The sequence below is a fragment of the Actinomadura sp. NPDC048021 genome (assembly GCF_040653135.1).
Taxonomy (GTDB): domain Bacteria; phylum Actinomycetota; class Actinomycetes; order Streptosporangiales; family Streptosporangiaceae; genus Spirillospora; species Spirillospora verrucosospora.
In genome coordinates this window covers 228135-241914 of sequence record NZ_JBEZJQ010000012.1, presented here as the reverse complement: position 1 = coordinate 241914, position 13780 = coordinate 228135, and the positions used below count along the sequence as shown (strand labels likewise).

11 protein-coding genes are annotated in these 13780 nt (G+C 72.0%); 6 read left to right on the top strand and 5 right to left on the bottom strand.

The window, feature by feature from the left end:
- Window positions 1-29 precede the first annotated feature (29 nt).
- Together AB0C87_RS21895 and AB0C87_RS21890 are read right to left on the bottom strand one after the other, a co-directional pair.
- On the bottom strand, window positions 30-938 hold the full coding sequence (locus tag AB0C87_RS21895) for an alpha/beta fold hydrolase (protein WP_353833084.1): 909 nt from the start codon (window positions 936-938) through the stop codon (window positions 30-32).
- A gap of 42 nt (window positions 939-980) precedes the next feature.
- Window positions 981-1613 (bottom strand): TetR/AcrR family transcriptional regulator, encoded by a 633-nt coding sequence (locus AB0C87_RS21890; RefSeq protein WP_345172624.1) that lies wholly within the window; start codon window positions 1611-1613, stop codon window positions 981-983.
- 154 nt (window positions 1614-1767) lie between these two features.
- Between AB0C87_RS21890 and AB0C87_RS21885 the strand changes: the two genes are divergently transcribed.
- From AB0C87_RS21885 to AB0C87_RS21865, 5 genes are read left to right on the top strand one after another with little or no spacing between them, the layout of a single operon-like run.
- Entirely contained in the window at window positions 1768-2985 is a 1218-nt protein-coding gene (locus AB0C87_RS21885; RefSeq protein ID WP_360579229.1) for an NAD(P)/FAD-dependent oxidoreductase, read from the top strand.
- A 47-nt stretch (window positions 2986-3032) separates the two neighbouring features.
- Window positions 3033-4607, top strand: a complete 1575-nt coding sequence (locus AB0C87_RS21880; protein WP_360579227.1) for a DUF3375 domain-containing protein — start codon at window positions 3033-3035, stop codon at window positions 4605-4607.
- The gene (locus AB0C87_RS21875) at window positions 4604-5275 is read left to right on the top strand and encodes a DUF4194 domain-containing protein (RefSeq protein WP_360579226.1); all 672 of its coding nucleotides are present in this window, start codon (window positions 4604-4606) and stop codon (window positions 5273-5275) included. The genes AB0C87_RS21880 and AB0C87_RS21875 overlap by 4 nt, the downstream gene beginning before the upstream one ends.
- Window positions 5272-8616, top strand: a complete 3345-nt coding sequence (locus AB0C87_RS21870) for an SbcC/MukB-like Walker B domain-containing protein (protein WP_360579224.1) — start codon at window positions 5272-5274, stop codon at window positions 8614-8616. The genes AB0C87_RS21875 and AB0C87_RS21870 overlap by 4 nt, the downstream gene beginning before the upstream one ends.
- Window positions 8613-9839, top strand: a complete 1227-nt coding sequence (locus AB0C87_RS21865; RefSeq protein ID WP_360579222.1) for a Wadjet anti-phage system protein JetD domain-containing protein — start codon at window positions 8613-8615, stop codon at window positions 9837-9839. Before AB0C87_RS21870 ends, AB0C87_RS21865 begins: the two co-directional genes overlap by 4 nt.
- Before the next feature lie 138 nt (window positions 9840-9977).
- Here the strand turns inward: AB0C87_RS21865 and AB0C87_RS21860 are convergent, their stop codons facing one another.
- The 3 genes from AB0C87_RS21860 to AB0C87_RS21850 form a co-directional block, all read right to left on the bottom strand.
- The gene (locus AB0C87_RS21860) at window positions 9978-11297 is read right to left on the bottom strand and encodes an MFS transporter (RefSeq protein ID WP_360579221.1); all 1320 of its coding nucleotides are present in this window, start codon (window positions 11295-11297) and stop codon (window positions 9978-9980) included.
- 218 nt (window positions 11298-11515) lie between these two features.
- Window positions 11516-12520, bottom strand: coding sequence for a hypothetical protein (locus AB0C87_RS21855; RefSeq protein WP_345172638.1), 1005 nt, complete (start codon window positions 12518-12520; stop codon window positions 11516-11518).
- Between the two features lie 94 nt (window positions 12521-12614).
- On the bottom strand, window positions 12615-13298 hold the full coding sequence (locus tag AB0C87_RS21850) for a LysR family transcriptional regulator substrate-binding protein (RefSeq protein ID WP_345172640.1): 684 nt from the start codon (window positions 13296-13298) through the stop codon (window positions 12615-12617).
- Window positions 13299-13353: 55 nt separating this feature from the next.
- Between AB0C87_RS21850 and AB0C87_RS21845 the strand changes: the two genes are divergently transcribed.
- Window positions 13354-13737 (top strand): DUF5997 family protein, encoded by a 384-nt coding sequence (locus AB0C87_RS21845; protein ID WP_345172642.1) that lies wholly within the window; start codon window positions 13354-13356, stop codon window positions 13735-13737.
- The last annotated feature ends 43 nt before the right edge of the window (window positions 13738-13780 follow it).

The window sequence follows — 13780 nt, the reverse complement described above, 5'->3', positions numbered from 1 at the left end:
GGGCGGAGCGCCCGGGGCGGGGTGGTCGGTCAGGCGGTCGTCCGGGGGGCGAGGTGCTGGAGGAAGAACTCGGTCATGAGGGCGAGCGTGTTCTTGAACTCCTGGTTGTAGACGACGAAGTGGCCGCCGGGCAGGGTGACGAGCCGCTTGGGGTGCAGGGCCCGTTCGTAGGCGGCGAAGGCCAGGTCGCTGTGAGTGAGGATGTCGTGCTGGGCGACGACGAGCATGAGCGGTGTGGGGGAGATGCGGGCGACGTAGTCGCCCGGCTCGTAGCCGGCGATCGCCTCCACCGACCGGAGCGTGACCTCGTTGCGCCAGGTCGCCAGGCGCTCCGGCTCGATCGTCTGGTACCACTCGTAGGTCTCCCGGTCGGCCATCGCGGCGGGCTCCCCGGGGGTCGCGGTGATGAGGGGGATCATCGCCGGCGCCTCGCCGTTGAACCGGGCGAGCCGGTCGGCGTCGAAGCTCCTGCGCACCTCGGCGAGCGCCTCGCTGGGGATGAACCGCGACAGGGTCGTCCCGCCGCTGATGACCGGCACCTGCGAGTAGACGGCCTTGACCCGCCGGTCGATCGCCCCGACGACGAGCACGTGCCCGCCTGAGAAGCTCGACCCGAAGACCCCGATGCGCTCGGCGTCCACCTCGGGACGCGTGCACAGGAAGGTGATGGCGTCCCGGTATCCCTGGATCTGTGTCCAGGGGTCGACCTCCTGGCGCGGCTCGCCGTCGCTCGCGCCGAACGAGGCGTGGTCGTAGAGGACGACCGCCAGCCCGGCCGCGGCGAGCGCTTCGGCGATGTCGTCGGTGTACTGCTCCTTGACCGCCCCGAGCCCGTGGGTGACGACCACGGCCGGGTGCGGGCCGGAGGCGCCGTCGGGGGTGTAGAGCCATCCGCGGAGGGTCGTCCCGGCCGAGACGAACTCGATGTCCTGGCGCATTGTGCGGGTCCTTTCGCTGGTGCGGCGGCTGTCCGCCGCGGTCTATGGAGGGCCGGGGGATCCGGCGGGGGTGAAGACGCCGCTGAGCGCGGCGGCGTGTGCGGCCGCTGCGGCGCTCTCGGCGATCTCGTCGTCCACCGGCCCGCGGGCGACGAGCAGCCGGTAGTAGAGGGGGGCGCCGACGGCGCTGATGATCGCGACGCCGTCGGTCCCCGGCGGCAGTTCGCCGCGTCCCACGGCCCGCTCGACGATCCGGGACGCGAGGCGGTTGCGCTCGGCGATCACCGTGGCCCAGGCGGTGGACGCCTCGGGGGACCGGACGGCGGCGGCCACGACGCCCTCGACGAGCGCCCGGGCCCTGGGCTGCCGGTACAGCGCGGCGATCTCCAGCGCGAGCGCCCGGAGGTCGTCCTTGAACGAGCCGGTGTCCGGTATCGGGATCTCGGTCTTGCCCAGTTCGCCCAGCAGGTCGACGACGAGTCCCTCGACCGTCCGCCATCGCCGGTACAGCGTGGCCAGATGCACGCCCGAACGCGCGGCCACCTTCTCCAGGGTGAGTCCGGCGTATCCGCCGGCCTCCAGCTCGTCCCGGGCCGCGGCCAGCACCGCGGCACGAGTGCGCGCCGTTCGGCCGCCAGGCCTCACGGCCCCCGTCGCGCGCGGCTTCGCGTCCATGCGGCGCCCCTCTCCGTGGGTCGCCTAGAGAGTAACGCGAAATTCTTTGCATTAACAGTGGCCGGCGCGACCGGATAAGGGGCCAAAGGGGGGGCAGGAGGACCGGGGAGACAGAACGCCCATTCAGGGGGACCGTTACGGAAGCGAGGGTCGCGTGTCTGGTGCCGTGGTCATCGTCGGCGCCGGCCTGGCCGGGCTGGCGTGTGCGGTGAGGCTGAACGAGGCCGGGGTGCCGGTGCGGGTGCTGGAGGCGTCCGACGGGGTCGGGGGCCGGACGCGGACCGACATCGTCGACGGATTCCGTCTCGACCGGGGCTTCCAGGTCTTCAACACTGCCTATCCCGAGGCCAGGCGTGTCCTGGACATCCGGGCCCTGGACCTGAGGCCGTTCGCTTCCGGTCTGCTCGTGTTCCATGAGGGACGGCGTGAGCGCGTGATGCTCCCTTGGAAGCATCCCCGGCATGCGCTGAGCGGTGCCCTTGCCGACGTCGGCTCCGTCCGCGACAAGGCCGGGCTGGCCGCGATGACCGCCCGCGACCTGACGTTTCCCGTCCCCCGGATCCTGCGCGAAGCCGAACGCGACACGGCCGCGGAGCTTCGCCACTGGGGCATCTCCGAGCGGATGACCGAAAAGCTGCTGCGCCCGTTCCTGGCCGGGGTGCTGCTGGAACGGGAGCTGGAGACCTCAAGCCGCTTCTTCCACCTGATCTGGCGGTCGTTCGCACGCGGCACGATCGGTGTCCCCGCCCTCGGGATGGGACGGATGGCGGAGCAACTCGCGGCGCGGTTGCCGGACGGAGCGCTGTCGCTGGAGACCGCGGTGGGAGCGGTCACCGGTGAGGGGGTGCGGACCTCCGATGGGGAGACGGTGGAGGCCGACGCCGTCATCGTGGCGACCGACCCCGTCCGGGCCGCCGCCCTCGTCCCCGAGATCGAGGCGCCCGTCATGCGGGACGTCACCACCTTCTACCACGCGGCGCCGAAGTCTCCGCTGGAGGAGCCCCTGCAGATCCTGGACACCGAGGGGATCATCACCGACACCCTCGTCCTCACCGACGCGGCGCCCGAGTACTCCGCCGACGGCCGCGCGCTCATCGCGACCTCCGTGCTCGGGATCGACGCCGACGAGTCGCGCGTGCGCGGCCGGCTGGACGAGATCTACGGCGGCGCCGCCGCGTGGCAGCTGATCGCCACTTATCCGATCAAGGGAGCTCTTCCGGCGATGCCTCCGCCGCTGAGGCTGCGCCGCCCGGTGCGGATCCGCAGGGGACGCTACGTCTGCGGCGACCACCGCGACACCGGGTCCATCCAGGGCGCCCTGGTGTCCGGCCGCCGCGCCGCCGAAGCCGTCCTGGCCGACCTGCCCGGCTGAGCCGTCGACCCACCGGTGCGCGGGGGCAGTGAGGGCCCGGCTTTCGGATGCGTGGCGTGGTGGCGCAGGTCCTATTCTTGTGGGCGATGGGAACACGAGGGGTGGAGGGTGCATATCAGGGTGCCCTTCGGGCGTTTCAGAACCCGATGCTCGATCTGCTCCACCGGACCTATGCGCCGTTCGTGGTGACGGTGCTCGCGATGATGTTCACGCCGGAGCGGCCGGCGGTGGCGGTGGCGGACGCCCACGCGGAGGTCGCCGACGCCCTCGAACAGTTGCGGGCGGCGGGCTACGGCGATGAGGGCGACCAGCCCCTGCCCGCGGGAAACGCCCGTGACCTGTGCAGGCAGTGGGTGCACGCGGGCTGGCTGGTGCGGCAGGTCTCCGACGACGTCGAGGTGTACCGGCTGTCCGCACACGGGGTCGGCGCGCTGGAGGTGGCCGGCCGGGTCGGCGGGGCGCGCACCAGGGTCTCGGAGTCCCGGGTCCGGACGCTGCTGGAGGCGGTCGAGCGGCTCGCGCAGGACGCGGACCCGGACGTGATGGCCCGGATGGCGCGCCTCCAGACGGAGATCGATCAACGCCGGAGGGAACTCGAACGGCTCGAACGGGGCGGCGTCATCGACACCGTCGACGACGACCAGTTGCTGGAGGCGGCCGAGAACGTGCTGCATCTGGCGCGGGAGCTGCCCGCCGACTTCGCCCGCGTCGCCGAGTCGATCAAGGCCATGCAGCGGGACGTCGTCGCCGACCTGCGGCAGGATGCGCGGCCGACCGGGGAGGTGCTGCGCGAGTACCTGGAGCGCGGCCGGCAGATCATGGACACGACGCCGGAGGGCCGCGCGTTCGCCGGGGCGATGCGCCTGATCGGCGACCCGGCGCAGATCGACGACCTGTGGAACCTGCTGCGCACCGTGCTGCGGCACGGGTTCACCGAGCTGATGCCGGAGCCGCAGCGGCGGGAACTCGCCGAGGTCGCACGCCGGATCGAGCAGGGCGTCAAGGAGGTGCTGGCCGCGCAGCGGCAGGCGTCGCACGTCATCACCACCCAGGTCCGCGACCACGACCCGATGCGCGACCGCCAGGTGGACGAGCTGCTGCGAGACGTGATGTCGGGGTTCCACACGTGGGTGCCGAGGTCGCGCCGCGGCGCGGTCGTCGCTCCGCTGCGCCGCCTGCCGGTGGCCGATGTGAGGCAGCTGCGCCAGACCCTGAGCGACCTGCGTCCGCCCCAGCCGCCCACGCCGCTGCGGGAATGGGACGAGGTGGAGGACGTGCCGGACGCGGACACCCGGGCATGGGGCGGTCCCCAGTACGCCGAACTGCGCGCGCATCTGGCGGCGTTCGCCGGGGACGGCGACGCGGACGGCGTCGACGTCGCGGCCGCGTTCCGCGCGGCGGCCGAGCGGATACGGCGGCCGGTGGACCTGCTCGGCCTGCTGGAGATCGCTCACGGCCTCGGAATGACCGACACGGCCGAGGTCGCGGTGGTCGACGCGGTCCGGCCCGACCAGACCCGGCGGCGTCTCGCGTTCGGCGGAGTGCTGGCGGCGAACCCGGCGCCGTCCGCCGCCGCGGACGGGTCCGGCGCCGACGACGAGGGGCCGGGGGAGCGGCGATGAGCGAACCGAACGGCGCGGACGACGACTGGGCGACCGGCGCGGAGGCCGGCTTCATCGACCCGGTGGCGATGGAGGACGACCCGTCCGACCTGTTCGCCGGCGACACGGGCACGCTGGACGTGGAGGTGCGGCGGGTGCTGGTGCGGCTGCTGCAGCGCAGGTTCCTGCTGGCGGAGAAGAACTCGGCGCAGTGGCGCACGCTGCTGGAGAACCAGCAGCTCATCGAGTCGCGGTTGCACGACCTGTTCGTCCGGCTCGTGGTCGACCACGACCGGGGCATCGCCTACAAGCAGCAGGTGCGCTCGGGGGAGCTGGACGTCCCGATCCTGCTGAAGGACGACCCCTACACCCGGGCCGAGACCCTGGTGCTGGTTCACCTGCGGACCGTCTTCCAGCGGGAACGCGGGACCGGCGAGACGTCCGCGCGGGTCGACATCGAGGAGCTGGAGCAGACCGTGCTCACCTACTTCGACCCGGACGACCACAACCTCGCCCGCGGCCAGCGCGAGATCCGCAACGCGGTGGAGCGGCTGGCCAAGGACGGGCTGCTCGCGGAGGAGTCCGCCGGCCGGTACCGGATCACGCCGCTGGTCGAGGTCGTGCTGAGCACCGAGAAGCTCACCGAGCTGAGCCGGTGGCTGCGGGAGCAGAACGAGGCCGCGTCATGAGCATGATCGACACGCTGTTCGGGCTGATCCCGGCGGCATCGCGCGGGCAGCAGTGGGTCGCGAGGGACCTGCAGCTGGTCAACTGGGGCGGCTACGACGGGTATCACCGCGTCCGGTTCGCCCCGGGCGCGACCCTGTTCAGCGGCGGTTCCGGGTCGGGCAAGTCGACGCTGATGGACTCCTACATCGCGTTGCTCATGCCGCACACCACGCCGTTCAACGGGGCGTCCAACGGCGGGGTGGTCGGCCGGCCGCGCGGCAAGGACCAGCGCAACATCCTCTCCTACGCGCGCGGGAAGCTCGACGAATCGCGGACGGACGGCGGGACGAAGGTGCGGGTGCTGCGCGGGGACGGCCGCGACACCTGGACGGCGATCGCGATGACCTGGGCGGACCGGGGCGGTGCGGTGTTCACCGCGATCCGGGCCTGGTACGTGCCGGCGTCCGCCCGCGCCCTCGACGACGTCGTTGTGGTCCGCGCCGTCCGCGACGACGACTACGACCTGCGCGAGCTGGACGGCCCGGCGGGCAGCAGGTTCGCCCGCGACGCGGTCGCCGCGACGGGCCTGACGTGCTTCGGCACCGACCGTGACTTCACCGCCCGGCTGCACACCGCGCTCGGCATCGGCGCCGCCGGGGACGGGCACAAGGCGGTCGGGCTGCTCGGCCGGATCCAGGCCGGCCAGCAGATCACCACCGTCGACGCGCTGTACAAGACGATGGTCCTGGAGGAGCCGTCCACCCTGGCGACGGCGGACGAGGTGGTGCAGCAGTTCGACGAGCTGTCCGGCACCCGCGAGCGGATGATCACCGCCCGGCGGCAGGTGCGGGCGCTGGCCCCCATCCGCGACCACCGCAGGGCCATCGACGGCGCGGCGGCGCGGCTGCGGGTGATCGAGGCCGTCGGATCGTTCACCGACCCGGCGTCCCCCGCGGCGCTGTGGTGGCACGAACGCCGGCTGGACCTGCTGCGCGCCGCCGAGCAGGACCTGACCGGACGGCGCCGGCGGGCCGAGCAGCAGGTGGCGGAGACGGCCACGGCGATCGGCGTGGCGGAGTCCCGGCGGGAGGCGCTGCTGGACACCCTGCGCGCGTCCGGCGGCGACCGGCTGGAGACCGCGCTCCGGGAGATCCGCAACGTGGAGCGGCGGCTGGCCGACGTCGAACGCGGCCGGGATCGGCTGGACCGGGCCCTGGGCGCCATCGGCGCCACCGTGTCGACCGGCGAGGAGTTCGCCGCGCTGGCCGAGACGGCGCGGCGGGCGCTGGCGGACTCCCAGGCCAGGAAGACCGCCCAGAACGCGTTCGCGAAGGCGGCGGGGGAGGCCGCGGCCGCCGCGCGCGACCTGGCCGCCCTGCGCGACGAGCGCGCGGCGGCGCAAGCCCGCCGCGGCAACATCCCCGCCGACCTGCACACCGCCCGCGACCGGCTCGCCGACGCCGCCGGGGTCACCCCGGACGACCTGCCGTTCGTCGGCGAGCTGATCGAGGTGCGCACGGAGTTCGAACCGTGGCGGGAGGCGTTCAACCTGGCGCTCGGCGGATTCGCCACCCGGATGCTGATCGACATCGGCCGGCTGAACGCGTTCCGCGAGGCGATCAACGCGGTGAGCCTTCCCCGGCGCATCCAGTTCGAAGGCGTCCGCACCGGCATGCACGACCAGATCGGACTGAACGACAGGACGCTCCCCGGCCGGCTCGACTACCGGCCGTCGCCGTTCACCGCCTGGCTCAAGAGCGAACTCGTCCGCGGCTTCGACTTCGTCTGCGTCGAGACGCCCAAGCTGCTGAAGCAGCACGCGAAGGCGCTCACGATCACCGGCCAGATGTCGCAGGGCAGCCGGGGCGCGCACGGCGGCCACGGCCGGGCCAACCTGCTGGGGTTCAGCAACACCCGGCTGCTCGCCGACCTCGACACCCGGATCGGGCACGCCCGGGAGCGCCACGAGGACGCCGTCGCGCGGGAGGCGGAGGCGGAGCGGACCCTCAACTCGTTCGAGGAGCGGCGCACCGCCTACCAGGCGGTGACCGAACTGTCCTGGGAGCAGGTGGACGTCGCGTCGGTCGCCGCCGAACGGGACCGCTGGAAGCAGGTCATCGACGAGGTCCGCGAGGGCAACCCGGAGATCGACCGGCTGCAGCGCGAGGCGGAGGAGCTCAAGCAGGAGATCAAGGACCTGACCGAGCGCGTCGGCGGGCGGAAGCGGGAGCTGCACGAGCTCGAGAAGCAGTGGGAGTCGATCGTCGACGAGGTGGACGGCGCCCAGAAGGCGCTCGACACCGCCGCGGCGACCGGCACCGAGGTGAGCGCGGAGCACCGGGACTACCTCACGGGGCTGTTCGACGCCGTCCCCGAGGGCGCCGACCCGGCGGCCGCGCTGAGGGAGTTCGACGCCGCGCACCGTCGCGGCTCCGAACGGATGCGCGCCGACCGCACGTCGTCGGAGGAGGAGATCGAACGGTCGCGCAAGGCGCTGCGGGACACGTTCTCGACGTTCGTCGAGCGCTGGCCGAACCCGAACCTCGGCACCGAACCGGAGGACTCCTACCGCGACTTTGACCGCCTGCTCACCGATCTGGAGACCAGCGGCCTCCACGAACTGGAGACCGAGTGGCGCGACAGCCTGCTCAGACTCTCCGGCAACGACCTGACCAGCCTGGACAGCGAGCTCGCCGCCGCCGTCCGCGAGATCCGCGACCGGATCGACCCGGTCAACCGGATCCTCGCCGAACTGCCGTTCGCCGACGACGGCCACCGGCTGCGCATCGACCCGCAGGAGAGCCACTCCGCGGTGCGAGCCCGGTTCCGCAAGGAGCTGCGCGACGTGCGCGCCGTCATCGACAAGGCGGCCACGGACGCCGACCGGGAACGCGCCTACCACCGCATGGCCAGGGTGATCGACCGCATCCGCCGCACGGCGCCCGAGTTCGCCGACCTGGTCGACGTGCGCAACCACGTCCGGATCAGCGCGGAGAAGATCGACCTCGCCGGCGAGCACGTCGCGGTCTACGACCACATCGGGGAGAAGTCCGGCGGCGAGTCCCAGGAGCTGGTCGCGTTCATCGTCGGCGCCGCGCTGCGCTACCAGCTCGGCGACGCGGGCGCCGAACGCCCCCGCTACGCCCCCGTCTTCCTCGACGAGGCGCTGATCAAGGCGGACGCGCACTTCACCGGCCGAGCCATCGGCGCGTGGCGGGGGCTCGGCTTCCAACTCGTCATCAGCGCCCCCAACGACAAGCACAGCGCGATCGAGCCCCACGTGGACGCCGAGTACCTGACCCTCAAGAACGCTGAGGGGCGGTCGTGGGCGAAACCCATCGTGGCGGTTCCCGACGCATGACCCCCCGCCTGGTCACCCCGGCCGACGCGGTCGAGGCGCTCCGCCGCAAGGTCCACCAGAAGTGGGCGGCAGCCGTGTGCGCCGACCTCGGCGCCGGAGAGCCGGTCACGTTCTCCGTCCCGCTCCGCCCCGGCGTGTCGACCGGCAGCGCGGTGGCGCGGATCGGGCACGCCGCCTGGCACGAGTGGCACATGCGCTGGCGCGGGTTCGCAGGCCGGCACCCGACGGGCGTGGAGATCGTCCGCAAGCCGGTGTCCGTCCAAGGCGTGACGGACGACTACCCCGCCATGCTCGTCGCGGGCCTGGACGCCGCCGTCGCCCTGGTCTCCGAATCGGGACCGCCGCCCGTGGACGTCGGCCGCGCCCGCGCGCTCGCGTCGTCGCTGCGGTCCGCCGGCGCGGTCCTCACCCCGGCCACCGTCCGGGCCGCTTGCCGGCTCGGAGCCGACGACGCGGAGGTGCTGCTCAGCGCGGTGACCTGGTTGCGCCGGAACCCGGACGCGGGCGCATGGACCGCACGGCAACTCCCGGTCCCCGGCATGCACACCAAGTGGCTCGACACCCATGGCGCATTGCTGCGCGACGTCGCCGGACGCGACGTCCGGGACGAGGTCCGCCCCCGCCCGGCCGTGCTGCACCTGACCTACGTCGACCCCGATCACGTCGCGTCGGGCCGCCGCAGACACGACGCATGGACCACCGGCGACACGCACGACATCGCCTACCGGCCGCGGACCGTTCTCGTCGTCGAGAACCGCGACTGCCGCCTCTGGTTCCCACCGGTGCGGGACACCATCGTGGTCGAGGGCGGCGGCAAGGCGGCCGCGGCCCTCCTAGCGAACGTCCCCTGGCTCCGTGCCGCGGACCACATCGTCTACTGGGGAGACATCGACGCGGACGGATACGCGATCCTCGACCGGTTCCGGGCCGCACTGGCCGAGCCCGCCCCGGACGACGCGCCACCGAAGCCGGTCACCTCGATCCTCATGGACGCCACCGACCTGCACCACTACGCCCGGCACGGGGTGAATCACGACACCGCGGGTCGTCCCATCAGGCCGTCCCCGGCGATCCTGCCGCACCTCACCGAAGCCGAGGCGACCGCCTACGACACCGTCGCGACCGCAGGCCCCACCCCGTTCCGCCGGATCGAACAGGAGATGATCCCCCTCGACCACGCGGCGACCCGGCTGCTGGACGCCGCCGCGAAATCCCGCCCGTAACCGGGCCGCCGGCCTTCTCGCCTCGGCCGCGTCCGGGGGCAGGCGGTCCAAGTGAGCAGGGCCCGGCTGACGCCGGGCCCTTGGTTGGAGCACTCGTTGAGTGTGAGTCGCGCCAGCACTGCGTGCCGACGGGGTTGGTCAGGGCCGCGGCGCTGCTCCGCGTGCGAGCAGCCCCGTGGCCACCGGCGCCATGACGGCGACGGCGCCCACCACTGAGACCAGGGACACGAAGCCCCCGATGACCAGGGTCGAACGCGGCCCGAAGATCTCGGCCAGCCAGCCGATCAGGGGATAGCCGATCGGGTTGCTCGCGATGAGCGTCAGCACGTACAAGCCCGTCACTCTGCCGCGCATCTCCTCCGGAGCGCTCAGCTGCGTGAGAGAAGAGGCCGTTGTGACGAACGACGTCATCGCCATGCCCGCCGGTAGGTGCATGGCCGCGAACGCCCAATAACTCGGCATCAGCCCGGTCACGATGACGAGCACCGAGAAGGCTGCCGCCGCGGTCAGCATGCCCCGCATACTCGGCTGCCTCCGGCGGGCGGAGAGCAGCGAGCCGGCCAGCCCGCCGACGGCCATCATCGTCGTGACAAGGCCGAATGACGAGGCTCCGGTGTGGAAGACCTCTCGGCTGATCAGGGCATCGGTCACCGCGAAGTTCATGCCGAACGCGGAGACCAGCAGCATGATGGTCATCACCATGAGCAGGTCGCGGTGGTCCCGGACGTAGCGCAGGCCCTCGCGTAACTGGCCTTTTGCCCGTGCCAGCGGAGCCTTGACGTACAGCTCGTCCTCACGCATGAGGCAGAGCACGAGTTCCATGACGGCGAACGACGCGGCATTGATGAGGAAGACCGGACCGGTGCCGACGGCGGCGATCAGTACGCCGGCGACGGCCGGGCCCAGAATCTTCGCCGTGTTGAGTGTCGCGCTGTTCAGGCCCACGGCGTTGGACACGTCGTCGGGCCCCACCACCTCGAAGGTGAACGCCATCCAGGCCGGTTTGTTCAGCGCTACGGCCAGGCCGAGACCGAAGGCCAGAGCGTACACATTCCACACCTCGATGGAACCGGTGATGGTGAGCAGGCCGAGCACCAGCGCGAGCGCCCCCATCACCGCCTGGCTGATCAGGAGGACGCGCCGTTTGCGGTACCGGTCGGCCAGGACGCTGCCGTACAGGCTGAACAGCGCCACCGGCAGTGCCTGCAGGCCGGCCGTGATGCCGACTGCGGCGCCGCTTCCGTGCGTCAGCTCCAGCACCAGCCAGTCCTGGGCGGTCAGCTGCATCCAGGTGCCGACACCGGAGACGCTCTGACCCGTCATGAACAGCCGGTAGTTGCGATGGTTCCGCAGCGCGCGGAACAGGCCGGGGTCCTGCTGAACCGCTTCAGGATCCCTGCCTGCCGGGCCCTCCCTTGCGGACTCGGCTCCATCCTTGCCCGAAATGTCGGACATCATTATTCCTCTCGTTTGCGTGGTCTTCTCATGGCGCCCCTTGAAACGCCACGGCAAGGACCGTCCGGCCAGTGCACGACAAAGCAAGAGATGGATGGATGTGCAATCTGAACCGCAAACGATGCGCAGGGCGGGCTCACCCAGGGGGCGCCTCACCCGCGGTTCGGTTCAGCGGCTTTCACTCCACACTGAGCGAGGACCTGGCGCCTTCCCCGGTGGGACTACTTCGCCGGCGCGCCCCGGACGGCCGCTTGGACGACCTCCGCGACGTTGTAGCCGAGGATGCTCGCCACGTCGGTCAGTCCCGGAGTGCTGAGGACCGCGTTGGCCTCACCGGCCTCCAGGCCGCCCCGCCAGCGGGTGTCCTCCCGGGGCTTCTCGTCGTTCCAGTACGCCCGCGCATGCCTCACGAAGTCCTCCGCCTCCGCGCGCCCGGGACCGTCGAGCCGCTGGATGTAGTCCTCCAGCTGCTCCTTCCCCACGTACGGGACGAAGGAGCTCCAGTTGCCGCCTGTGTCGTGGATCCTCGTGTTGTCGGGCTCCGCGTCCAGCGGAAGGTGCAGGAAGCCTGCCAGCCGCTCAAGCGACCGCTCCGGGTGCGCCATGTGGTCCTCGTAGCGGACGACGATGTGCGGCAGACCGTACGTGTTGGCGGTGCGGAGGGCGTCCACGTACGTGTCCCGCCAGATGCCCGCGCCCCGCCACAGCGGCTCCCCCGTCCGGTTCCGGTAGCTGGTCGCGAAGGCGATCGGGTTCCGCGCCGTGACGATCGCGCTCACCTGCGCCCGGTCCGCCGGGGCGGCGAGCTGCTGCTCGACGGCCTGCCGGAGCCAGGTGACGTACTTGCTCCCGTCGACGACCGCCGAGGCGCCCAGCGACCGGGCGAACCGCCGGTGCATGCCGATGATGTCGTCGTAGGACACCTGCTCCCGGAGCGCGTCCGTGAAGTGGCGGCACTCCTTGCCGAGCAGGGAGCAGGGCCCGCAGCCTCGGCCGGCGTCCTTGTGGCTGTAGTCGGGCATCTGCGTGAAGTTGTTCAGCTCGCCGACGTAGTGGGCGCCCCGGATCCGGGTGGTCATGTCGCGCCCGATGAGGGTCGAGCCCGAGAACAGCGTGCCGACGACGAAGACCGAGGTCGGCGGGCGGTCCTGCCCGTCGCGGAGCCTGGACCGGAGGTTCGCGAGCCGGCCAGGCTGAACGGGGGCCCCTTGCTTCTCAGCGTCCATGTTCACGCCCACGGGAAGGATGAGTACCAGCCGGCCGGAACGAGACGACCGTGCAGAGCATTGTGCACGCTACCGCCGCCGAGCGCGGCCTTCTTCACGTCCGGCGGCGCTTCGGCTGGCGGCGCTTGGGGGTGGAGCGCCGGCGCTGCGGCTTCTTGCGGGCGGGCTGCTGTTGGGCGTTGCGGCCGCGGGAGCTGTTGGCGGTGCGGCCGCGGACGATCCCGATCAGTTCCTCCATGAGGTCGGTCGTCACGGCCTCAAGCCAGGCCAGGCCGATCTGGGACTGGGGAGCGTCGGTCACGGTGCGGTAGGTGAGGTCCCGGCGGTGGTGGAGGCGGGCCAGAGACTGCGGAAGCAGCAGGGCGCCGGCCCCCGACGCCACCAGCTCGATCGCGGCAGCGGTGGTCTCGGGACGGGTGAAGGCGGGCTGCCCGGGGCGGTCGTCCCAGGTCAGGACCTCGTCGAGCGGCTCGAACACGTCCTCGTCGGCGAGATCGGCAAGCTCCAGCTCCTCCACCGCGGCGACCGCGTGGTCCTTGGGCACCACCACGACGGTCGTCTCCAGGTAGAGCGGGATCACGTGGAGGCCCTCGCGGTCGACGGGCAGGCGCACGAACGCCGCGTCCACATCGCCCTTCCGCAGCAGGGGGACGACTTCGGCGGCGGGGAACTGCATCAGCCGAAGCGGCACATCCCGCACCCGCTCGGCCCACACCCCGGCCCACTTTCCGGGCGTCACTCCCGGCACGTAGGCCAGCCGGAACTCACCTTCGGTCACCGCCCCAGCCTAGCCACGTCCAGGCGGCCCCCCGCCGCTGGCTACCCTTGAGGTCATGAGCGCGTCCAAGGCGAAGACCCCGCAGACCATGAAGCCCGCGACCGCGGCCAAGAAGCTGGGGATCCTGCTGTCGGCAGCGCCCACCGAGTTCCAGGAGGGCCCTGTCTCCCGGGACGAACTGAACGCGCTCCAGGCTGCCCCGCCCGCCTGGCTCGCCGACCTTCGCCGCGACGGCCCCCACCCCCGCCAGGTCATCGCCGCCAAGCTCCGTGTCTCCGCCTCAGGTCTGGCCCGCGCAGGCATCACGGGTCCCCTCACCACCGCGGAGATCGAGGACCTGAAGGCCGAGAACCCCGACTGGCTGGTACGCGAGCAGGCCATCCGGGCCAAGGTCCGCGAAGAGGAACTCCGCCTCAAACAGCAGCGCGCCAAGTCCTGACTCACCTCATGCCCCCGGCCGAGCTGTGGCCGTCCCGCAGCCC

What these genes read in the sequence shown, in the direction of transcription:
- AB0C87_RS21865 (WP_360579222.1), top strand. Translation starts at nt 8,613, where the DNA reads ATGACCCCCCGCCTGGTCACCCCGGCCGACGCGGTCGAGGCGCTCCGC.
- AB0C87_RS21845 (WP_345172642.1), top strand. Translation starts at nt 13,354, where the DNA reads ATGAGCGCGTCCAAGGCGAAGACCCCGCAGACCATGAAGCCCGCGACC.
- AB0C87_RS21875 (WP_360579226.1), top strand. Translation starts at nt 4,604, where the DNA reads ATGAGCGAACCGAACGGCGCGGACGACGACTGGGCGACCGGCGCGGAG.
- AB0C87_RS21895 (WP_353833084.1), bottom strand. Translation starts at nt 938, where the DNA reads ATGCGCCAGGACATCGAGTTCGTCTCGGCCGGGACGACCCTCCGCGGA.
- AB0C87_RS21890 (WP_345172624.1), bottom strand. Translation starts at nt 1,613, where the DNA reads ATGGACGCGAAGCCGCGCGCGACGGGGGCCGTGAGGCCTGGCGGCCGA.
- AB0C87_RS21855 (WP_345172638.1), bottom strand. Translation starts at nt 12,520, where the DNA reads ATGGACGCTGAGAAGCAAGGGGCCCCCGTTCAGCCTGGCCGGCTCGCG.
- AB0C87_RS21880 (WP_360579227.1), top strand. Translation starts at nt 3,033, where the DNA reads ATGCGTGGCGTGGTGGCGCAGGTCCTATTCTTGTGGGCGATGGGAACA.
- AB0C87_RS21870 (WP_360579224.1), top strand. Translation starts at nt 5,272, where the DNA reads ATGAGCATGATCGACACGCTGTTCGGGCTGATCCCGGCGGCATCGCGC.
- AB0C87_RS21860 (WP_360579221.1), bottom strand. Translation starts at nt 11,297, where the DNA reads ATGATGTCCGACATTTCGGGCAAGGATGGAGCCGAGTCCGCAAGGGAG.